This is a genomic window from Alteromonas hispanica, assembly GCF_010500915.1.
Taxonomy (GTDB): Bacteria; Pseudomonadota; Gammaproteobacteria; order Enterobacterales; family Alteromonadaceae; genus Alteromonas; species Alteromonas hispanica.
The window spans coordinates 278,655-299,703 of record NZ_JAAAWP010000005.1 but is presented as its reverse complement, the minus strand read 5'-3'; the positions used below and the strand labels follow the sequence as shown (position 1 = coordinate 299,703).

The following is a 21,049-nucleotide window of genomic DNA, read 5'->3' as shown; positions in this document are numbered from 1 at the left end:
CCTCTGGTAATTTGATAGTGACAGAGAAATTCGAATCTCTAAGGGCAGTGTCAATGGAAACTTTTTCACCATGTTTGAAATTAAACTGCTCGCGCATTTCATCGGTGATTATGCAAGATGAGGCAAGGCAGCCAAAATTGACCAATAGAAGTAGTAAAAAAGTTAACCGCATTTATCAATTCCTTCTGAGACATAACGCCCGCATAATGGGCAATAACACGTAGGCTAAAATTGGAGCGAAGCGACTGAGCCTACGTGTTATTGTCCCAGCGAGCTTGCGAGCGCATTAATGCGTTTGTTAGGTGCTCTTGGTACTTTGCCAATAGATAATTACACCAAAGAGAAAAGAACATCCGCTTAAAATTAACATATTATTAATCCCTTTCTCTGTATCTAGCCCAGCCAAAAAGTTGTTACCATCAAAAAAAGCAGCAAGTGTCAAAATCCCTATAAAGGCAACGGGGCTAACAATACCAAAAAGAATAGCTGACTTAATACGAGAGATCGTCGAGGCTAGTAACTCACAAAAAATCCAAGCCATAAAAGAGAAAAAACCAATCATCGTAAATCCCCAAAGAGAAATTGAGGTAAACGCAGGACCCCAACTTTGAAATGGAACTCCTTTCGCAAATAAAGTTACTGGCATTACGACCATCATTAAAGCTAAAAACATTGCTAACGAAGGGAAGAGTACCATTTTTAATGGGATGTATTTACCACCGATATATGAATTCACCATCAATCCTTATGGAGCACCTAACTTCCAAATATGGGGCGCGGACATGCAGGCGATAATGGCGAAGCCGCCTGCGTGTTTGCGTCCCAGCGAGCGGCAGCGAGTGACATAATTTGTTTGTTATGTGACGCTACCACGAAAAGTGAGCCAAAGCTTCTTTGTACGATGCTAAAGCCCTGTAAACCGCGTATTTTAGCCTTACTTTTTTAATAAAGACCTGATACAGAAATACAGGTCCCAACCAAAATAGAACTAAGAAAGCTTGGATGAACAATAAGACGAAAACAAATTCGTTGTACAGACCATCAGCAAGGAAAAAAAGTAAGACAAAAGTGTTTAAGATGGCAAACGCCCAGATGGCCCACCTTGCGTCTTTTACAAGCTGCCTTAAATCCTCCTCAACTTTTACATTTTGCATGAGCTTCTAGTCACATAACTTCCAAATATGGGGCGCAAATACGTGTGCAATAATGGCGAAGCCGCGCACGTGTTTGCGTCCCAGCGAGCGGCAGCGAGTGCCATAATTTGTTTGTTATATTGCAACATGCTGAAAAAGCGCTTTGAGGCTGAATACTAGAATAATAAATACGAAGCCTACCCCTGCAACCCTTAGAGCTGGTGGCGCATCTGCTTTTATTTTTAGTTGACTGGCAATTCCAAACTCTTCGTTAAGTGAGAAGAGAACTACTTTATCAATACTCCAAATAACAAAAAAACAGTAGACGCTGAGCAAAGAGTAAAACTCAATATTCAAAAAAAGCATCATCAGCATCGTTAACAGCGATGCGGTTTGAATAAACAGTGAAACTTTTTTTACCAAGCTAAATCGTCCTTGCAATATAACTTTTAAATAAGGGGCGCAGACATGTGGGCTAAAATCCGAACGTAGTGAGCAGCCCACATGTTTGCGTCCCAGCCCGCGAAGCGGGCGAACTTGATTTTTTTGTTAGGTACGTGCACACACATCCTTGTTTTTAAGAAGTTTCTGAGCTTTTTCTTGGAAAGCAATAAACCTTTTTTCGTCAGAGGCGCCCAAGCTTCTATGAGGGGTTTCTGTAATCGTATTTGCTGCCAAAATTGCACCATTTAGCATATTACAGCTTAACGTAGAAGCGGCCTCTAAGTCATTTTGGTTAAGACTTTCAGTAATGTAAGAAAATGACTCAAGGTCTTGAGTTACTTTGATTTTTGAATCTCTCACAGTGTCTTCCAAGTGAAGCATAAACATAACCGCGATACCTGCTATAAAAGACAAGAATGAAACAACAAAAGTTTTCATATTATTCCTTTTGAGTACCTAACTTTTAAATAAGGGGCGCAGGCATGTGGGGCATAATGGCGCAGCCGCCCCTCGTGTATGCGTCCCAGCGAACGCAGTGAGTGTGTTGATTGGGTTGTTATGCACGTGTTTGAAAAAAGTTTGCGATTTTTGAAACAACAACCAAAGCAACAGCCCCAACAACTACAAACAAAAATGCCCAGATCGGTATCCAGATTAAAGCTAGAGCAGATGTAGAAGAGGTATGTTCATCTGTAAATAATGAGTGTTGCATTCCTAAGTACCCGTATAGGATAAATGAAATAGTAAAGAGTGTAATAATCCAAATCCCTACTTTTCCGATGATAGAATTAGTTACACTTGATTTTGCAGCAAATAGACCTAGTGCAATAAATGGTATTACGCGAAAGCCAGCGGAAAGCAAATAGCTTTTTGCAGTAGCATATTGAAAAGTCTGCTCAACTGCTTGTGAAAACTCCAAGTTGCCAACGAAAATAGCAAGCAAAAATTTGGAAAGGTATTCGTTTACGAACAAAAATGCCAATATGAGAAATACCCAAAAAATCCTTTTCATAATCCATCCTTTTAAGTGCATAACTTTCCAATAACGGGCGCAGACATGTGGGGCATAATGGCGAAGCCGCCCCGCGTGTATGCGTCCCAGCGAACGCAGTGAGTGTGTTGATTGGGTTGTTATGTACGTTGCTAAAACTGCCTTTCACATGGTATTCCGTCATTATCGCCATCCATTTTTGTATTTGGGCAGTTTTCTAAGAAAAATTTTGCTTCTTCATAAGATGTCATTTGACTGCAATGTTGTCTACCATCGCAACGAAATGAAAAACGGTCTGCTTGAATTAGAGTTTCTTGCGTAGGTAAGGCAGGTTGCGGCAATACTTCCACGTTTTGATCGTTCTTGGAATAAATAAAGACACCAACTAGAACGGCTAAAAGTAGTAATAATTTCTTTGACATGTAAATTTCTTCCCTGAGTACATAACTTTAAGCTAAGGGGCGCTAGCATGTGGGCTAAAATCCGAACGAAGTGAGTCAGCCCACATGTTAGCGTCCCAGCGACCGAAGGGAGTGGCTTGAGCGTTTTGTTAGGCGTACAACTGAAAGTACGCAGCTTTGCTGCCACCACTAGCCAAATAGACCGCGTATTTAAATTATTGAATTTAAGATAAAACAACCCTGTGCGAAAAGCCAGATGTTAACGACATTGCTGGATAAAAGAACGAGTTTAGAAAGCTGATGATGCAGAATGTTGGCGTTGCGATGTTGATGAAAAGGGCGTTGCTAAAGCCGATGGAACTACCGAAAAAGCAAGCCGTAAAGACAACCTAGCGAAACAACCTTGGCGCTGGAATGTCACGGCTGAACCCACATTTTTATGCTGTAAGTAAATGACGCCTAACACTAAGCTAAGGGGCGCTAGCGTGTGGGCTATAATCCGAACGAAGTGAGTTAGCCCGCATGGTAGTGTCCCAGCGACCGGAGGGAGTGGCTTGAGCGTCTTGTTAGCCGCGTTCGTGCCAATACCCTGGTTTTCGGTGGTTGTGCATAATAGCTACCACACTAATTTCCCTGTTTTCGATAATTTTATAAATAATAGAGTATGGGAACCTGCTTAAGACAAAGCGTCGATGAGTTTGCCCTATTTTTGTCCATGCCGATGGCAAAGAGCTAACTGAATCGATGGCTTCCTTGAGTTCTTGAGTAAATTCGTGACCCAAACCCAATGACTGTTCTTGATACCAATCAAACGACTCTTTTATTTCCCTTTTAACCTCTGGGTGAAAGGAAACAGGCAGCATCTTTTAATTAAGATCCTTTTCTATCTCTTCCCAACTAATGCTTTTTACCGCACCAGACTCTAGCTCTGCGCTGCGAGACTCTGCAAGTTTTACCCACTCGGATTCCACATCGCTATCAATCTTGGTATCCATAGCCGTTAAAAGACAGTGGGCAGCAAGTGCTTTCTCTTTAGTACTGAGTTGCTCGATATTTTCGAGCATCACTTTCAATGCATCAGACATAAAATAACTCCAATTGGGTATGATTTGATATTACCACTAAAAAAGAGAAGTGAAAGGCTGGATTTACAAGTAGCGGCTAACTTTCCAATAACGGGCGCAGACATGTGGGGCATAATGGCGAAGCCGCCCCGCATGTATGCGTCCCAGCGAACGAAGTGAGTGAGTTGATTGGGTTGTTAGGTGCGCTCACGCCAAGACCCCGTTTAGCAGCATACTAGGCATAAAAAAGTAAAAAGCCAATAAACCCGAACTTGTAAATAGAAGTGCGAAGGCGCAAAAAGAAGCTTGAACCATAAAGACGGAAGGTTTAGCAGATGCACTATGCCTAAAAGCCACCAGTGAGGTTTTAAAGCACTCTTTAATTGCTTGGTATTTTGTTGAGAACCAAGAAATGATGGGAGCTAGGCTAGCAAAAACGAGAGCAAATGCGACTTCCATACCACCTAATTGAACTAAGAAGGCTATCTCTGGCAAAACTGCCGCAGCAACAACCATTGCGATACCGATAACTGCGCGTTGTAGATTAGTTAATTCATTCCATGATTTCATAATTTTTCCTTTTAGCACCTAACGCTAAGCTTTGGGGCGCTAGCACGTGGGCTAAAATCCGAACGAAGTGAGCCAGCCCACGTGTTAGCGTCCCAGCGACCGAAGGGAGTGCCAACAGCGTTTTGTTAGGCGTACAAAGGAGCGTACGCAGCTTTGCTGCCGACACTAGCCAATTAGGCCGCGTGTTTAAATTATTGAATTTAAGATAAAACAACCCAGTGTGAAATGCTAGATGTTAACGGGAACGTTGCATAAAAGAGCGAGTTTAGACAGCTGGTGATGTTGAATGTTGGCGTTGCGGTGTTGATGAAAAACGCGTTGCTAAAGTCGTTAAAATAACTGAGAAAGCTAGCTGTGAAGACAACCTACCGAAACAACCTTTATGCTGGAATGTCACGCTTAAACCCACCTTTTTATGCTGTAAGTAAATGACGCCTAACGCCCGCATAACGGGCAAAAATACGTAGGCTAGAATACCAAGCGAAGCGCAGGGAGCCTACGTGTTTTTGTCCCTTGCGAGCGAAGCGAGTGTTAATGCGTTTGTTAGAGCGAATCACCCGTGATGTACATTCCACCAATGACCAAAGCCCACAATAGCGCGAGTATTACGCCTATATGAATAAGGTGAAGTAACTTAGTGCCTCTATGAGCATACAGACTGTACACAACAGATATGAGTGGAACTCCACAGAGCACTGTATACCACTGCATGTGATCGAAGCTACTCAATTTTAAATGGCTTATTGAAAAGGCAAGACCAAATACAAGTAAGACTAGAATTCCATGAGCACTTACAATAAGTCGTTTGATGAAATTTAAACTTCGATTAGTTCGCCAGTAAACAATTGATGCGAGAGCACAGAAGCTCACGTAACCACAAAGCATCAAACTCTCAATTAAATTACTCACGATGTCAATCTAGCTCTAACACCCGCATAACGGGCAAAAATACGTAGGCTACAATACCAAGCGAAGCGCAGGGAGCCTACGTGTTTTTGTCCCAAGGAGCGCCAGCGACTGAGTTAATGCGCTTGTTAGTTGCCGTAAATTCAACAGATGTGCTAACATTTGTACGTACATTTCATAAGGAGTTTATCATGGATACCCGTATTCAGTTTAGAGTAGATGAAGAAACTAAACGGCTAGCTCAGATAATGGCCGAAAGCCAAGGACGCACTTTAAGTGACGCTTGTAGAGAGCTTACGGAAGAACTCGCTGAACAGCAACGAAAAATAATTACTCATGATCAGTGGCTTACTGAAGAGGTTAATGCTGCGTTCAGTAAATTAGAGAGTGGGCAAAGCAAGTTTGTCAGTCATGAAGAGGCGAACTTGGACATGGAAGCTCGAAAAATGAAAATTAGGAATAAAGCCGAAAAATGATCTTATGGGAAAAAAGTTCGTTGGACGATCGTGAGGCTATTTTCGAGTTTTTATACGAATTTAACCCATTAGCAGCAGAAAAAACTGATGCAATAATTGAGAAGAAAGTTGAAAACTTGAACCAGCAACCTTTTATGGGAGTGGAGAGAGAGGCTATACCGGGAAGACTGTTAATAATTCCAGAGGTTTCAATGATCGTTTCATATTTCATAAAAGACGACATTATTCACATTCTTCGAGTTTTACACCAAAAGCAAAAATTTCCTGTAGGCAACTAACTTTCCAATAACGGGCGCAGGCATGTGGGGCATAATGGCGAAGCCGCCCCGCGTGTATGCGTCCCAGCGAACGAAGTGAGTGTGTTTATTGGCTTGTTATGTGGCATGCTTATTCGAAGAAAGAATGCTAGCAGTAGCCAATACACTACCAATAAAGATACCCGCGATACTGAAGGTTAGACCGGCTTCTAAACCCGATAACACACCAGATTGTAATTGAGAGTAAACAGGTGATAGACCGAAGTAAGCGCCGACAGCACAGCCAATAAAGCTGAATGACAAACCAATTTTAGTTCCTAGTTTCATAGTTAAAAATCCTTCTTATCTTGATTTACCTTTGACACATAACTTTAAGCTAAGGGGCGCTAGCATGTGGGCTAAAATCCGAACGAAGTGAGTCAGCCCACATGTTAGCGTCCCAGCGACCGGAGGGAGTGGCTTGAGCGTTTTGTTAGGCGTACAACTGAAAGTACGCAGCTTTGCTGCCACCACTAGCCAATTAGACCGCGTGTTTAAATTATTGAATTTAAGATAAAACAACCCTGTGCGAAAAGCCAGATGTTAACGGCATTGCTGGATAAAAGAGCGAGTTTAGAAAGCTGGTGATGTTGAATGTTGGCGTTGCGATGTTGATGAAAAGCGCGTTGCTAAAGCCGTTGAAACAACCGAGAAAGCTAGCCGCGAACACGACCTAGCGAAACAACCTTGATGCTGGAATGTCACGGTTGAACCCATATTTTAATGCTGTGAGTAAATGACGCCTAACTTTTAAATAAGGGGCGCATACATGTGGGCTATAATGCGAAGCAGCCCACGTGTATGCGTCCCAGCGAACGAAGTGAGTGACTTGATTTTTTTGTTAGGTACGTGCACACACATCCTTGTTTTTTAGAAGTTTCTGAGCCTTTTCTTGGAAAGTAATAAACCTTTTTTCGTCAGAGGCGCTAAGGTTTCTATGAGGTGTTTCCGTAATCGTATTTGCTGCTAATATTGCACCATTTAGGATATTGCAGCTCAACCTAGAAACGGCCTCTAAGTCATTTTGGTTAAGATTTTCAGTAATGTAGGTAAATGACTCAAGGTCTTGAGTTACTTTGATTTTTGAATCGCTCACAGTGTCTTCCAAGTGAAGTACAAACATAGCCGCGATGCCTGCTATAAAAGACAAAAGTGAAACAACAAATGTTTTCATAATAATCCTTTTGAGTACCTAACACCCCACTAAGGGGCGATAACACATGGGCTAAAATTAGGAACGAAGTGACGCAGCCCATGTGTTAGCGTCCCAGCGAGCGAAGCGAGTGCCTTTAGTGTTTTGTTAGGCATATTTTTTAATAAGACTTTCAGTCGCATACATACATAAACCTACGGCAGCACCTCCTATACACAAGCCAATATACCAAAATGGGAAAACGGCCAAAACTATACCGGAAGGGCCAATCGAGCCCGTGTTTAGTACGTGAAGGGACAATAATCCTAAAAAGTAAACTGCAAACGCTGATACTGCGATAAATGAGCAGGCTGTCACATAAAGCATAAGCCTAGCTTGTTTATCTAAACAGTGAAAAACGAATGCTAATAGACATGGAGCCCAGCTTCCCAAGCTAACCATAAAAAAAGTATCCGATGAACCACCTGAATTACCGCGTGAACAAATTACACAAAAAACAACAATAACTGCTGTTACAAACCAAAAAAGAGCTTTCAAGTAATCCATTACTCCATATGCCTAACTTTTAAATAAGGGGCGCAGGCATGTGGGGCATAATGGCGAAGCCGCCCCGCGTGTATGCGTCCCAGCGAACGAAGTGAGTGGCTTAATTTTTTTGTTAGCAGTCATTTGCTGAAAAAGGTTTGCCTCTAAAATAACTTTCATGTGCTAGTTTAAGCATCGCGTGGTCTTCTTTAGTATCGCCGTAAGCAATTACTTGCTCAAAGGAGTCCAAGTTAATTGTATTTTTAACACTATCTGCCTTCCTTTGACCACTGCAATCACCGTTAACATATGAACCAGTAAAGTACCCGTCTTTTTCCTCTAGTTCACTGCAAATTAAATCAATACCTAAGCCTTTGCACCAAATTTTGAGATATGGAGAAATTGAAGCAGAAACTACAACTACACGATCGCCAGACTCTTGATGTTTTTTTATTTGGTGCAGCATGTTAGGTCTAATTACTGTAGGTAAGTATTTATGAACGTATTCTTGTGCGCTCTGATTTATGTCATCAACCTTAGTCCCTTTAAATGCTAGTTTTGTAATTACGGGCCTTAATACAGGTGATGGCATTAGTTTTAACTTATTTAGCAGGATTAAAGGGGAAAGGAGGAAGCCTCCTAAAATTAATCTGAAAATATTCGCGTTTGAGATAACAAATTTCGTATAGGTATCTCGTGTCGTTATTGTTCCATCAAAATCGAAGAGCGCAAGTTTCAATTATTTCTCCTGACTGCTAACAATTTAGTGTAAGGAAAAAATCCTTTATGCAAGGTGGATAATTTCCGTATATCACATTAATAGTTTTCTTACTTTCGCATGGAAATACACTTTCATCAATAACCTACACTTAGTATCTGAAAATACTGAACTTAAGTACGGAATCTTTCCTTTTTATTTTACGGTCGGGTCAAAAACCGTAATTCTGTATTTATTTACAGTAATTAAAATCAAAAAAATGAAATCAATGTTCATGCAAATGGTGATAGAGCATATGCACAACCGTCGCTATGCGAAGCGTTCGATAGAACTCTATAGTAAATGGATAATTAGCTTTATTCGCTTTAACAATAGTAGACACCCTTCTGAAATGGGAGACAAAGAAGTTGAAGTGTTTCTGTCTCACCTAGTTAACGCTAAAAATGTGGCTCCGGCCACTCAGGCGAGCGCGTTAAATGCGTTGGCGTTTTTATACCGCGATATAGTAGAGCGACCACTTTCGTGCGAACTCAACTTTGTTTCAAGTCGTAGGCAGGCCAAGCTTCCAGTTGTATTAACGCAGGAAGAGGTCGTTTCTCTTTTTGAGCAAGTTCCTGCCAATCTAAAATTACCTATATCTTTATTGTACGGAAGTGGTTTGCGGCTAATGGAAGCGGTTAGACTACGAGTTAAAGACATTGATTTTGACTACAACGCCATTCGTATTTGGGATGGGAAAGGTGGTAAGCATCGCATTGTAACCTTGGCTGCAGAACTAAAACCGGGTCTTACACGACAAATCGCTATGGTAGAAAACTTCTTGGCGGCTGATCTTGAGAACCCGAAATACGCGGGGGTTTATCTACCTCACAGGTTGCGTTTGAAATACAAAAACGCGCCCAGAGAGTTAGGCTGGCATTATTTGTTTCCCTCTTCTCGGTTATCTGTCGACCCTGAAAACAAAAGAGTGCGACGGCACCATATTGATGAATCGAGTATACAAAAAGCGATACGCAATACAGCTAAAGCCTGTGATATTAAAAAGAAAGTTACGCCTCACACGCTGCGTCACTCTTTTGCAACGCATTTACTGCAATCGGGAGCTGATATTAGAACGGTGCAAACACAGTTAGGTCATTCAGACGTAAAGACGACGCAAATTTATACTCATGTGCTACAGCAAGGGGCACAGGGCGTGGTGAGTCCTTTATCTCGCGTATTGAAGTAACTTATACAGTAAGTTGAAGCCAACAAAAAAGGGCCCGAAGGCCCTTTTCAAAATTAGCTATACAAACGCTTATACACGCTCGAATACAGTAGCGATACCTTGGCCTAAACCAATACACATAGTCGCTAAGCCTAGGCTTACGTCTTGTGATTCCATTAGGTTGATAAGCGTACCCGAGATACGTGAACCAGAACAACCAAGTGGGTGACCAAGTGCAATAGCGCCACCGTTAAGGTTAATCTTAGTATCTAGGTGGTCCATCCAACCTAGCTGCTTAATACACGATAGTGCCTGTGCCGCGAACGCTTCGTTAAACTCTGCAAGTTCAATATCGTCCATAGTAAGGCCTGCGCGCTTAAGGGCTTTTTGTGTTGCCGGTACGGGGCCGTAACCCATAATCGCTGCATCACAACCAGCCACTGCCATTGAGCGAATTTTCGCGCGTGGCGTAAGGCCAAGCTCTTTCGCACGGTCTGCCGACATAAGCAGCATGCCAGATGCACCGTCAGACAGCGCAGAAGACGTACCCGCAGTCACCGTGCCGTTTACTGGGTCGAACACTGGGCGAAGCGCCGCCATGCTTTCTGCTGTGCTTTCTGGGCGTATTACTTCATCGTAGTCAATTAGCTTTAATACGCCGTTTTCATCGTGACCTTCAACCGGCACAATTTCGTTAGCCCAGCGGCCTTCAAGGTGTGCTTTGTGCGCTAATTGGTGCGAACGTGCGCCAAATGCGTCTTGTTGCTCACGAGTGATACCGTTTTGACGGCCAAGTAGCTCGGCAGTCATACCCATCATACCCGACGCTTTCGCTGTGTACTTGGCAAGACCTGGGTGGAAGTCGATGTTGTAGTTCATCGGTACGTGACCCATGTGCTCAACACCACCAATCATGTAAATGTCACCACGGCCGCTCATGATGCCACTTGTTGCATCGTGAAGGGCTTGCATAGATGAACCACATAAACGGTTAACCGTTACCGCGCCAGTTGTGCGTGGAATTTGTGTGAGTAGTTGCGCGTTACGTGCAACGTTGAAGCCTTGTTCTTTAGTTTGCTGAACACAGCCCCAAATGATGTCTTCAATTTCCGCTGGATTTACGCCAGGGTTACGCTCTAGTAGCGCGGTCATTAGTGCTGCAGATAGGTCTTCTGCACGCACATTTCTGAAAACACCGTTTTTTGAACGACCCATAGGGGTACGTACGCAATCGATTACGACCACTTCTTTCATTAGATTTTCCTCCGGGTCTTATGCGAAATAGGATTTACCAGCAGCGGCCATTTCACGAACGCCATCTGAGATCTGATAAATTGGACCAAGTTCAGCGTACTTGTCTGCCATCGCAACGAAGTTCGCCAAGCCAATGGTTTCAATCCAACGGAAAATACCACCGCGGAATGGAGGGAAACCTAAGCCGTAAAGTAGCGCCATATCTGCTTCAGCTGCGCTATCTACAATGCCTTCTTCTAGGCAGCGAATTGCTTCGTTTGCCATAGGGATCATAAGGCGTGCAATAATGTCGTCAGCTTCGAAGTCTGTCTTCTCAGCGACGTGTGGCGCCATAAGTGCGTATGCTTCTTCAGCAGGTGTTTTAGACGGCTTGCCGCGCTTATCAACACCGTAGTTGTAGAAACCTTTACCGTTCTTCTGACCTAAACGCTGCTCTTTGTAGAAAAGAGTTACAGGGTCGTTGTCTAGGCGAGCCATACGCTCTGGAATACCTGCCGCCATTACGTCTGCTGCGTGATCGCCCGTGTCGATACCCACAACATCCATTAGGTAGGCAGGGCCCATTGGCCAGCCGAAGATTTTTTCCATTACTTTATCAACAGCAACAAAGTCAGCGCCGTCGATAAGTAGCTTACTGAAGCCCGCAAAGTATGGGAACAATACGCGGTTTACCAAGAACCCTGGGCAGTCGTTAACCACAATCGGGGTTTTACCCATTTTAAGGGTTGCCGCTACTACTGCGTTGATGGTTTCTTCAGAGGTTTTTTCGCCACGAATAATTTCAACTAGCGGCATGCGGTGCACTGGGTTAAAGAAGTGCATACCACAGAAGCGCTCGGGCTTGTCTAAGCTTTCAGCTAGCTGGTTGATAGAGATAGTCGAAGTGTTTGAAGTGATGATAGCGTCGTCTGCTACATTGTCTTCTACTTCTTTAAGTACAATACCTTTTACTTTCGGGTTTTCTACCACCGCTTCAATAACAAGGTCTGCATCTTTAAGTGTGCTGTACTCAAGGGTAGGCGTAATAGCGTTAAGTGTTTGCGCCATTTTAGTCGCATCAACCTTACCGCGCTGCATACCTTTGCCAAGAATTTTCGCGGCTTCTGAAAGACCAAGATCTAGTGCACCTTGGTTAATGTCTTTCATAATTACCGGCGTGCCTTTCACAGCGCTTTGGTAGGCAATACCGCCGCCCATGATACCTGCACCTAGTACAGCGTTAAGCTTCGATTGCTTAGTTGCTGCTTTTGCTTGCTTTTTACCTTTGCTCTTAACAAGCTGGTCGGCAAGGAAAATACCAATTTGCGCTTTCGCTGCGTCGGTTTTCGCAAGAGCTACAAAGCCTTCGTTTTCAAGCTTTAGTGCACCTTCACGGTCAAGACCCGCTGCTTTTTGAACAGTCTCAACCATTTTGTGTGGCGCAGGGTAGTGTTTGCCAGCTTGTGCAAATACCATGGCCTGTGCAGTAGAGAAGCTCATCATCGCTTCGTTTTTGTTTAGCTGTAATGGAGCTTTCTTAACCGCACGACGTGCTTGCCAATCAAATTTACCGTCAGCAGCGTCTTTCACCATTGAAAGCGCGCCTTCAACGAGCGCCTCTGGCGCTACCATTGCATCAACTGCGCCTTCTGCTAAGGCTTTCGCGCCTTTTCTATCGCGGCCAGTGGTCATCCACTCAAGGGCGTTGTCTGCACCAATAAGGCGAGGTAGGCGAACCGTACCGCCAAAACCAGGCATAAGGCCTAGCTTAACTTCTGGCAAACCAATAGACGCTGTGGTGTCTGCAATACGCATGTCACATGCCAATGTCATTTCACAACCGCCGCCTAGGGCAAAGCCGTTAACTGCAGCTATGGTAGGAAAAGGTAAGTCTTCGAAGCGGTCGAATACTTGAGAAGTATTGGCAACCCAATCTAGTACTTCAGCGTCTTCCAGTGCAAAAAGATCGGTAAACTCTGTGATATCAGCACCTACAATGAATGTAGATTTTGCGCTTCGTACTATTAAGCCTTTAATGTCACCTTTGGCAACAAGAGCTTGTGTTGCTTCATCAAGCTCTGAAACCGTCTGGCGGTCGAACTTGTTTACTGAACCTTGGGCGTCGAATACCAGCTCAGCAAAGCCGTCATCTAACAGGCTGACGGAAAGACTTTTGCCTGTGTATATCATTATCATCTCCTTCGGCATTGGCCAGGATGTTAGTAAATTTAATCCAACTATGTTGTAGGGTAGTACCAAATTACTAACGCGTTAGGGTGGCTAAATATTTTACAAAGCCACACAAAATTTCAACAAAAATTCAAACATCTGTTTCATTTGTCATAAGGTAGTGGTCGGATGACTTAAATTCAAGAGCAAATAGTGAATTCTCGCTTCATTTCGGTATTGGTGGTTGTATAATGAGCATTATTAGCGCAAAGCGCCAATCCAATATACGAATAATAAGCAATAAGGCTGTTTTAGCTGTAACGCATATCTAACGGTTAGAGTTTCACTACCGTATTAGTACACAGTTTATAGCGGTCGACACAACATCTTCATTGGCACGGAGCCAAGCTGTACGTTCACATTGTGAGAGCCTAAACAGCAAAATATGTCGTCTATATTGGCGATATACAATAAGCAATTCAGGCGGTCGAGTAAGTCATCGGCCAGTTTGAATTCAATAAAGGGTAGGAGACTTTTTGTGTCTAAAGCCATTCATTTATCTAAACATGCACCAGCATTGTTAGTTTATCTATTACTGTCAGTAGTGGTAATACCCCATACCGTCGCTCAGCCACTTCCAGGCCATACATTAACGCTTCCTCAAGATGTATATGCACAAGAGCGTCAGCATTTTCTTAATTTAGAAGAGAAGTTACGCACTTATTCTCGACGTCGCGTGAATGACTTTGATGGTGAAATATATGCGTTAGCCGACTATCCACTATACCCCTACCTTTTGCGTTTGAAATTAGAGCGCACAATGTCAATTGCTACTAAGCGCGAAGTGAATCAATTTTTAGAGGACTACCGCGGTCAGCCTGTGAGCTATGGGTTACGTTACAAATGGCTTAGTTATTTGGCGAAGCATAATCACCGAAACGCATTTTTAGATAGCTACCGCAGCGGAATGGGGGCAAGGCTCACTTGTGTTGCACTTAACTACCGCCTGCAAGGAGCAGAGCCAGTGGCTAAAGTACTGCGAGAGGTTGATGCGCTGTGGCTAAGCGGGCAGTCTCAACCCGATGAGTGCGACCCGCTTTTCTCTAAGTGGAAGAAAGCTGGCCTAATGACATCTACCATGGTGATAAAGCGCATTGAAATTGCAGCGAAAGAAAAGAATCGCCGTATTATTCACTACCTAAAGCGCCAGTTACCCGCTAAATATCAATATATTGCAGATATCTGGTTAGCCGTTACTCGCAACGTTAGCAATGTGCAGAAAAGAGGGTTATTCCCGTTAAAAAACAAACCAAGTGAAGTAGAAGCAATGGTTTGGGCTCTTGAAAAATTGGCCTGGCAAAAGCCCGCTTTGGCAGAAAAGGTTTATCAAAGATATCAGCGCCAAGGCGTATTTTCTGATGCACAGCGCCACGCTATCAATCGAGCCATTGCACTTAGCTTTACCCTTGAAAAGCTTCCGCAGGCGCATGAGTGGTTAGAATACGCCGACATACCGGGTGCCAGTGACGATATAAAGCTTTGGCATGTTTCTCACCTGTTGCGCACACAGCAGTTCGATGAGGTCATTCGCATTATCGAGCAGGCGCCCGTGTCTCTGAAAAACAAAGCAAACTATCGTTATTGGTTGGCCAGGGCGCTAGAACAAACTGGCCAACCTATGCAGGCCACCGTGTTGTATCGTCAGTTAGCACAAGAGCGCCACTACTATGGTTTTATGGCAAGTGCTCGTATTAACGCCTTTCCTTCTCTTAAAAATAACCCTGCACCCAAAGATGTTGCCACAATCGCGAAGTTAGCAACCACACCAGCCACACTTAGGGCGGTTGAGTTTTTTCGTTTAAACCGTGCTACCGAGGCGAGGAGGGAGTGGTATTACTTACTCACGCATATTCCGAATGAACAGGTTACCGACGCGGGAATTTTGGCCTATGAATGGGGGCTTTACGACCAAGCAATCAGTAGCTTTGCTCGCAGTGGCTACTGGGACGATGTAGGAAGACGCTTCCCACTTGCGTTTAACGAGGTATTTAGTGAAAAAGCGCAGCTGCATAATATTCCTACCTCTTTCGCCATGGCCATTGCTCGAAGAGAAAGCTCATTTAGAAGCGATGCCATTTCACCGGTAGGCGCGGCGGGGTTAATGCAGCTTATGCCAGGTACTGCAAAATACGTTGCGCAAGCCAAAGTGAGTCAAAGCCAACTTTTCAATGTTAACGAAAACGTTGAATTTGGCGTCCAGTACCTTCGTTACCTTATGGATAAACTGAATAACAATCCGGTGTTGGTTTCTGCATCTTACAATGCTGGTTGGAGAAAAGTGCTGGAATGGCTACCAGAAAATGAAGCCCTTCCCGTCGATATTTGGATTGAAAATATACCTTACAAAGAAACCCGAGCTTATGTGAAAGCTGTAATGGCATATCAACATATATACGAACAACAATTAGGGGGTAATAATAATATATTTCCCCAACTTACTTCCGATCTGATCCCCTCGGCAGAGGCTGTAAGTACACACCCTGTAACAGGCATAGTGCAGTTGGCACCAAAGTAGCCTAGTTAGTATCACTTAAAATAGCACTTAAGTTACTGCGAGTTGACGCTTATTTAAAGTGAGTAATAGGTGTGCTTTATGTGCATATTAGAAGTTTGAGATTCAAAAATAAGTACTTTGAGAGCCATCAATGCAGAGAGATTTTAAGCAAGTTGGCATCTCAAAACTGCAGTTTATCGTGGCAGGATAAATATGCGCAACGGCTCATGTTATACTTAACGTCGAGTGGAAAGTACAAATAGAAAAGCAACGCAAATAGAACAATTAACGAGAAAGATAAGAGGGGCTATGTCGCACCATAAAGCAACCTACGAACAGCATATAGAAGAATTACAGGCGAGAACTCGCGAGGCTTTGCAGCGTGAAGGGCTCGATGGCTTGGTTATTCATTCGGGTCAGGGAAAACGACTATTTTTAGATGACAATCACTATCCTTTTAAGGTGAACCCGCAATTCAAAGCGTGGGTGCCGGTCATCGACAACCCCAACTGTTGGCTGGTAGTCAACGGCGAAGACAAGCCCACACTTATCTTTTATCGTCCTGAAGACTTTTGGCACAAAGTACCACCAGAGCCTAACGATTTCTGGACAGACAGTTTTAATATCATCCTGCTTAAACAAGCTGATGCAGTTGAAAAACACCTTCCTTACGATAAGTCGCGTATGGCCTATATTGGCGAGTATATTGAAGTTGCTAAAGCGCTCGGGTTCGACAATGTAAACCCAGATAGAGTACTACACTATTTGCACTATCAGCGTGCTTACAAAACAGACTACGAACTCGACTGCATGCGTGAGGCAAATAAGCTGGCCGTTGCAGGTCATCGCGCGGCAGAACAAGCTTTTAGAGAAGGGAAAAGCGAGTTCGATATCAATTTAGCCTATGCAACCGCTTGCAGACAGGGCGACAACGATGTTCCCTACACCAGTATTGTGGCGTTAAATGAGCACGCATCTATTTTGCATTACATGCAGTGTGACAATATTGCTCCTAGCACTTCACGCTCTTTTCTTATTGATGCAGGTGCTACCTACAACGGCTATGCCGCCGATATAACGAGAACCTACAGTCAACAATCATCGTTATTTGCAGATCTTATTAAAGCAGTAGATAAGGTAACCCTTACCCTTGCTGATAATTTGAAGCCAGGTGTGGCATACACCGATATTCATTTGCTTGCTCATGATGGAATTGCGCAAATTCTTCATGACACCGGGGTTGTTAACCTAACGCCTCAAGAAATTGTTGAGATGGGGATAACTCGCACTTTCTTCCCTCATGGAATAGGTCACTTTCTGGGTTTGCAGGTACACGATGTTGGTGGCTTAGTTAATGATGACAGAGGCACGCCTAAGACTGCGCCAGAAGATCATCCTTTTCTTCGTTGTACACGAGTGGTAGAGCCGCGACAGGTGTTCACTATCGAGCCCGGACTATATTTTATCGAGAGTTTACTGCGAGACTTAAAAGCAACGCCAGCCTCGAAATACATCAATTGGAACACGGTAGAAGCCTACAAACCATTCGGCGGGATCCGCATAGAGGACAATATAATTGTTCATCGTGACAAAAACGAAAATATGACCCGCGACCTAGGGCTTAACTAATTGCCTTTATAGTTTCATTGGGTATTTGCAAGAATGTCGAAATGGTTATAAAAACACAAGAGCAGCTATACGCTGCTCTTTTTAGTTTATTTTATAGCTTTGTTATACAGCTTCGTTTTACGAGCTTCCTGAAGCCGCTAACGTATTTTGATAAAAAACGGTTAGCCTTCGCATATAATGTTTGCACAACGGAAGGGCAGCACTATGTTTGATTCAAGCGTTATCAATTTACTTCTTGTTGCTACTATTGCAGGTTTAGCTATGCCTGTCGGCGCCATGCTTTCAACGCGCAAGAGTATTCAACCACAGTGGTTGGAGCAAGAGTTGAGACACGGTATTTTGGCGTTGGGAGCGGGAGCCTTGATATCAGCGGTTGGGTTGGTATTAGTGCCTAAAGGGGCAATGGATTTATCAGTGTTTGGGGTAGTAGCCTGTTTTGTAAGTGGCTCACTAGCTTTTATGTCACTCGATATCTTTTTGGCAAAAAAGAAAACTGCTGGTAGTCAGCTTGCAGCTATGCTGAGCGACTTTGTGCCCGAGTCTATTGCATTGGGAGCAACAGCAGCGCTTGGTGGTTCTACGCTGCTTTTGGGGGCGCTAATTGCGGTACAAAACTTACCTGAAGGTTTTAACGCTTACCGAGAAATGCTGCCGAAAAATAAAAAGCACAGCAATAAGCTGATTATCATTTTTGTATTAATGGCGTTATTAGGGCCAATTTTCAGTTTAATTGGCTATTTCTTTTTATCTCAATTTCCGGTTATTACTAGCGGCATTATGCTCTTCGCTGCAGGCGGGATCTTATATTCTGTTTTTCAAGATATTGCACCGCAAATACGAATGGAAAACCACTGGCTACCGCCACTAGGAGGAATACTAGGTTTTTTAGTGGGGGTAGTGGGCTACATGCTGGAGAGTTAGCATCGAGAGCTGCGTTGCCTTTAAACGGCACCAGCTTTTTAGCTGGTGCGCTCTACTGAAATGTGAGCTAGAGAGATTAGCGCTTCTTTATAGTCAGAGTCTGGAATAGGCGCAAGGCTGTCTATTGCCATTTTTACTTCGTTATGTGCGCATTGTCTGGTGTAGTCCAGCGCACCCGTAGCTTCCATTATGCCTTGTATTTTTGTTAGGTGTGGCAAACCGTTACTCTGTTCAATAGCCTCGCGAATGAGCGTTTTATCGTCTTCGTTTTCCGCATGCCACATGGCGTATAACAGTGGCAGCGTGGGTTTACCCTCAGCAAGGTCGTCGCCCGCATTTTTGCCCATTTCTTCGCTATCAGCCATGTAATCAAGCAAGTCATCAGCTAATTGAAACGCGGTACCAAGATGCTTACCGTACTCTTGCATGGCGTGTTCTATCGTTTCGCTCTGGTCAGTTAAAACCGCCGCAAGTTGCGTTGCCGCTTCAAACAAACGCGCAGTTTTGCCATAGATCACGTCGAAGTAACGAGATTCTGTGGTGTTCGCGTCGTTACAATTCATTAGCTGCAGTACTTCACCTTCGGCAATCTGATTAGTTGCCTCAGACAGAATCGACATAACTCGCATACGCTTAAGGCCTACCATCATCTGGAAAGAACGGGTATATAAGAAATCACCCACGAGCACTGACGCTTGGTTTCCGAACACGGCATTTGCCGTTTCACGCCCTCTGCGCATGGTCGACTCGTCAACAACATCGTCGTGCAGCAAAGTAGCGGTATGTATAAATTCAACAATGGCGGCCAACGTGTGATGGTCGTTGTTTTGAATGCCCATTGCTTGTGCGCTTAGCACGGTAAGAAGAGGACGTAAGCGTTTACCGCCACTATTTACGATATAAAAGCCAAGCTGGTTAATTAGTGCTACGTCAGAATCTACTTGTTGTTGAATCAGCGCATTAACCGCTTGCATATCGTCGTTCGACAGTGCGCGAATTTGGTCTATATCCATAGGCATGGCAATAAATACTTACTCTTACAATTGGTACTATATTGTTGGCGATTGTACCTTAATGGCTCGCACTATCCACCAAATTGTCTTAAAAAATGACAGTTTAACGCAATTGAAATGTAATCATTGATATACCCGTTAAAAATTGCTCCTTAAGCATGTTAGAACTTTGCGCCTCTGTGTTTACTCCAGCTATTTAGCCAATAGAACAAACCGTTAGCATACCGTTTTAAAAAACTTCGCTGATGAATGCTAGGCTGCCAACAGAGAGTAAAGAACAGAAAACAGAGAGAAAAAACAGTGAACAAGGGTAGAAAATAGAAAAAGAGGCAAAGAAAATTTAAAAAAAACGAGAAGAGTTAGACATTTGGCCTTTAATACTACAATTTTTGTTAAAGTCGTTATTTTTGATACTTTGTGAATTCTGCTTTAAGTATTTTTCTCTGTGTTGTGCGTTTTGCTCCAGACTTAGCCATGTTTGTAAGAAATGTAACCACTATTTTTCTCGGATCGTAGCTTTGTAAAAAGGGATCGCGTTGTCCATGTAGGTTGTCATGCAGGCAAAGTAATAAGCACGAAGATCAAAATGATCAATGTTAAGTTAGATATTCGAAATTTGTGTTTTCAGCACCAAAATTAACTACCTTCACTTGGTGAAGAAAGTAGATTTTTAATGGTGTAACGCACAATTTTTTTAAATTTTATCCATATTTACGCGATTGTAAGCTGCATCAAATAAGCAATTGAGGCATAATTCGCTCCATGTTGGAAAAATAATCATTTTTTCTACGAATCGGGCTTGTGATTTACAGATGTTTCACGTAGAATTTGCGCCCTGTTTTTTGAATTGACGCGTCAGTGGACGCAGAGCGGAGTTAACTATGTACGCGGTTTTCCAAAGTGGCGGTAAACAACACCGTGTGGCCGAAGGCCAAACCGTTCGTCTTGAAAAAATCGAAGTAGCCCCAGGCGAAACGGTTGAATTTGACAAAGTTTTAATGGTAAGCAACGGTGACGACGTAAAAATCGGCACACCAAACGTTGCTGGTGGTAAGGTGACTGCAGAAGTGATAACACACGGTCGTGGCGATAAAGTAACTATCGTTAAGTTCCGTCGTCGTAAGCACTCGCGCAAGCAAGCTGGTCACCGTCAGTGGTTCACGGAAGTGAAAATCACTGGTATCAACGCATAAGAGGAGCACGAACACATGGCACACAAAAAAGCTGGTGGTAGTACCAAAAACGGTCGTGATTCAGAGAGTAAACGCCTAGGTGTTAAGCGCTTTGGTGGTGAATCTGTTCTTGCTGGTAACATCATTGTTCGTCAACGTGGTACACGTTTCCACGCTGGTGACAACATGGGTATCGGTAAAGACCACACGTTGTTTGCACTTAAAGACGGTAAAGTTCAGTTCGATGTTAAAGGACCGAAGAACCGTAAGTTTGTAAGCATCGTAGGCGAGTAAGCATTGCGCTAACTAGCCAAGAAAGCTTTCAAAAACCCCGCGTTTGCGGGGTTTTTTGTTTTATGAGACCTTATTTTTTGACGTAGTATACGAAAGTGCGTAGTGAAAGCGCGTCTTTATTAAAGATACACAGGTCGAATGTTTTTAAATCCTTAAGCATACCGTTACGCGAAAGCGCTT

The 21,049-nt window shown here is 43.5% G+C and carries 23 protein-coding genes; 8 read left to right on the top strand and 15 right to left on the bottom strand.

The genetic code is table 11. From position 1 onward, the window contains the following. Nucleotides 1–298: 298 nt before the first annotated feature. From GTW09_RS10540 to GTW09_RS10510, 8 genes are all read right to left on the bottom strand, one after another. Nucleotides 299–736, bottom strand: coding sequence for a hypothetical protein (locus GTW09_RS10540; protein WP_163111835.1), 438 nt, complete (start codon nucleotides 734–736; stop codon nucleotides 299–301). A 532-nt stretch (nucleotides 737–1,268) separates the two neighbouring features. Further along, nucleotides 1,269–1,637 (bottom strand): hypothetical protein, encoded by a 369-nt coding sequence (locus tag GTW09_RS17465; protein WP_203565708.1) that lies wholly within the window; start codon nucleotides 1,635–1,637, stop codon nucleotides 1,269–1,271. Between the two features lie 45 nt (nucleotides 1,638–1,682). Continuing rightward, nucleotides 1,683–2,015, bottom strand: a complete 333-nt coding sequence (locus GTW09_RS10535) for a hypothetical protein (RefSeq protein WP_163111834.1) — start codon at nucleotides 2,013–2,015, stop codon at nucleotides 1,683–1,685. Between the two features lie 118 nt (nucleotides 2,016–2,133). Then, on the bottom strand, nucleotides 2,134–2,589 hold the full coding sequence (locus tag GTW09_RS10530) for a hypothetical protein (protein ID WP_163111833.1): 456 nt from the start codon (nucleotides 2,587–2,589) through the stop codon (nucleotides 2,134–2,136). Between the two features lie 131 nt (nucleotides 2,590–2,720). Continuing rightward, nucleotides 2,721–2,990, bottom strand: a complete 270-nt coding sequence (locus GTW09_RS17810; protein WP_163088796.1) for an excalibur calcium-binding domain-containing protein — start codon at nucleotides 2,988–2,990, stop codon at nucleotides 2,721–2,723. A 545-nt stretch (nucleotides 2,991–3,535) separates the two neighbouring features. Beyond that, complete coding sequence (locus GTW09_RS10520) at nucleotides 3,536–3,832, bottom strand: type II toxin-antitoxin system RelE/ParE family toxin (protein ID WP_012517119.1); 297 nt, start codon at nucleotides 3,830–3,832, stop codon at nucleotides 3,536–3,538. 3 nt (nucleotides 3,833–3,835) lie between these two features. Next, nucleotides 3,836–4,054 (bottom strand): addiction module protein, encoded by a 219-nt coding sequence (locus tag GTW09_RS10515; protein ID WP_163111832.1) that lies wholly within the window; start codon nucleotides 4,052–4,054, stop codon nucleotides 3,836–3,838. Nucleotides 4,055–4,240: 186 nt separating this feature from the next. Next, nucleotides 4,241–4,603 (bottom strand): hypothetical protein, encoded by a 363-nt coding sequence (locus GTW09_RS10510; RefSeq protein WP_163111831.1) that lies wholly within the window; start codon nucleotides 4,601–4,603, stop codon nucleotides 4,241–4,243. Between the two features lie 989 nt (nucleotides 4,604–5,592). On the opposite strand from GTW09_RS10510, the gene GTW09_RS10505 reads away from it, so the two are divergent. Together GTW09_RS10505 and GTW09_RS10500 are read left to right on the top strand one after the other, a co-directional pair. Next, nucleotides 5,593–5,985 carry a type II toxin-antitoxin system TacA family antitoxin gene (locus GTW09_RS10505; RefSeq protein WP_420809549.1) on the top strand — a complete coding sequence of 131 codons (393 nt, stop codon included), beginning with the start codon at nucleotides 5,593–5,595 and terminating at the stop codon, nucleotides 5,983–5,985. Further along, nucleotides 5,982–6,263 (top strand): type II toxin-antitoxin system RelE/ParE family toxin, encoded by a 282-nt coding sequence (locus GTW09_RS10500; RefSeq protein WP_163111830.1) that lies wholly within the window; start codon nucleotides 5,982–5,984, stop codon nucleotides 6,261–6,263. The genes GTW09_RS10505 and GTW09_RS10500 overlap by 4 nt, the downstream gene beginning before the upstream one ends. 96 nt (nucleotides 6,264–6,359) lie before the next feature. Here GTW09_RS10500 and GTW09_RS10495 read toward each other — a convergent pair whose 3' ends face one another. The 4 genes from GTW09_RS10495 to GTW09_RS10480 form a co-directional block, all read right to left on the bottom strand. Beyond that, the gene (locus GTW09_RS10495) at nucleotides 6,360–6,569 is read right to left on the bottom strand and encodes a hypothetical protein (RefSeq protein ID WP_071968195.1); all 210 of its coding nucleotides are present in this window, start codon (nucleotides 6,567–6,569) and stop codon (nucleotides 6,360–6,362) included. A 553-nt stretch (nucleotides 6,570–7,122) separates the two neighbouring features. After that, nucleotides 7,123–7,455 carry a hypothetical protein gene (locus tag GTW09_RS10490; protein ID WP_163111829.1) on the bottom strand — a complete coding sequence of 111 codons (333 nt, stop codon included), beginning with the start codon at nucleotides 7,453–7,455 and terminating at the stop codon, nucleotides 7,123–7,125. A gap of 126 nt (nucleotides 7,456–7,581) precedes the next feature. Next, nucleotides 7,582–7,980, bottom strand: a complete 399-nt coding sequence (locus GTW09_RS10485; protein ID WP_163111828.1) for a hypothetical protein — start codon at nucleotides 7,978–7,980, stop codon at nucleotides 7,582–7,584. Nucleotides 7,981–8,092: 112 nt separating this feature from the next. Next, entirely contained in the window at nucleotides 8,093–8,698 is a 606-nt protein-coding gene (locus GTW09_RS10480; RefSeq protein ID WP_163111827.1) for an HAD-IB family hydrolase, read from the bottom strand. Between the two features lie 238 nt (nucleotides 8,699–8,936). Here GTW09_RS10480 and GTW09_RS10475 point away from each other — a divergent pair, with 238 nt between their 5' ends. Further along, nucleotides 8,937–9,905 (top strand): integron integrase, encoded by a 969-nt coding sequence (locus GTW09_RS10475; RefSeq protein ID WP_163111826.1) that lies wholly within the window; start codon nucleotides 8,937–8,939, stop codon nucleotides 9,903–9,905. 69 nt (nucleotides 9,906–9,974) lie between these two features. Here GTW09_RS10475 and fadA read toward each other — a convergent pair whose 3' ends face one another. Then, complete coding sequence (gene fadA, locus GTW09_RS10470) at nucleotides 9,975–11,138, bottom strand: acetyl-CoA C-acyltransferase FadA (protein ID WP_163111825.1); 1,164 nt, start codon at nucleotides 11,136–11,138, stop codon at nucleotides 9,975–9,977. A gap of 18 nt (nucleotides 11,139–11,156) precedes the next feature. Beyond that, complete coding sequence (fadB, locus tag GTW09_RS10465) at nucleotides 11,157–13,307, bottom strand: fatty acid oxidation complex subunit alpha FadB (protein WP_163111824.1); 2,151 nt, start codon at nucleotides 13,305–13,307, stop codon at nucleotides 11,157–11,159. A 517-nt stretch (nucleotides 13,308–13,824) separates the two neighbouring features. On the opposite strand from fadB, the gene GTW09_RS10460 reads away from it, so the two are divergent. The 3 genes from GTW09_RS10460 (at nucleotide 13,825) to GTW09_RS10450 (ending at nucleotide 18,390) form a co-directional block, all read left to right on the top strand. After that, a complete protein-coding gene (locus GTW09_RS10460; RefSeq protein WP_338024944.1) occupies nucleotides 13,825–15,861 on the top strand; it encodes a transglycosylase SLT domain-containing protein in 2,037 nt (678 codons plus the stop codon). Between the two features lie 288 nt (nucleotides 15,862–16,149). Then, complete coding sequence (gene pepQ, locus GTW09_RS10455) at nucleotides 16,150–17,469, top strand: Xaa-Pro dipeptidase (RefSeq protein ID WP_071978565.1); 1,320 nt, start codon at nucleotides 16,150–16,152, stop codon at nucleotides 17,467–17,469. A gap of 204 nt (nucleotides 17,470–17,673) precedes the next feature. Further along, on the top strand, nucleotides 17,674–18,390 hold the full coding sequence (locus GTW09_RS10450) for a ZIP family metal transporter (protein WP_163111822.1): 717 nt from the start codon (nucleotides 17,674–17,676) through the stop codon (nucleotides 18,388–18,390). A 38-nt stretch (nucleotides 18,391–18,428) separates the two neighbouring features. On the opposite strand, the gene ispB is transcribed toward GTW09_RS10450, so the two are convergent. Continuing rightward, entirely contained in the window at nucleotides 18,429–19,403 is a 975-nt protein-coding gene (gene ispB, locus GTW09_RS10445; RefSeq protein ID WP_163111852.1) for an octaprenyl diphosphate synthase, read from the bottom strand. 881 nt (nucleotides 19,404–20,284) lie between these two features. Here ispB and rplU point away from each other — a divergent pair. Together rplU and rpmA are read left to right on the top strand one after the other, a co-directional pair. Continuing rightward, on the top strand, nucleotides 20,285–20,596 hold the full coding sequence (rplU, locus tag GTW09_RS10440) for a 50S ribosomal protein L21 (protein WP_163111821.1): 312 nt from the start codon (nucleotides 20,285–20,287) through the stop codon (nucleotides 20,594–20,596). 15 nt (nucleotides 20,597–20,611) lie between these two features. Continuing rightward, nucleotides 20,612–20,869, top strand: a complete 258-nt coding sequence (gene rpmA, locus GTW09_RS10435) for a 50S ribosomal protein L27 (RefSeq protein WP_071978568.1) — start codon at nucleotides 20,612–20,614, stop codon at nucleotides 20,867–20,869. Nucleotides 20,870–21,049 lie beyond the last annotated feature (180 nt).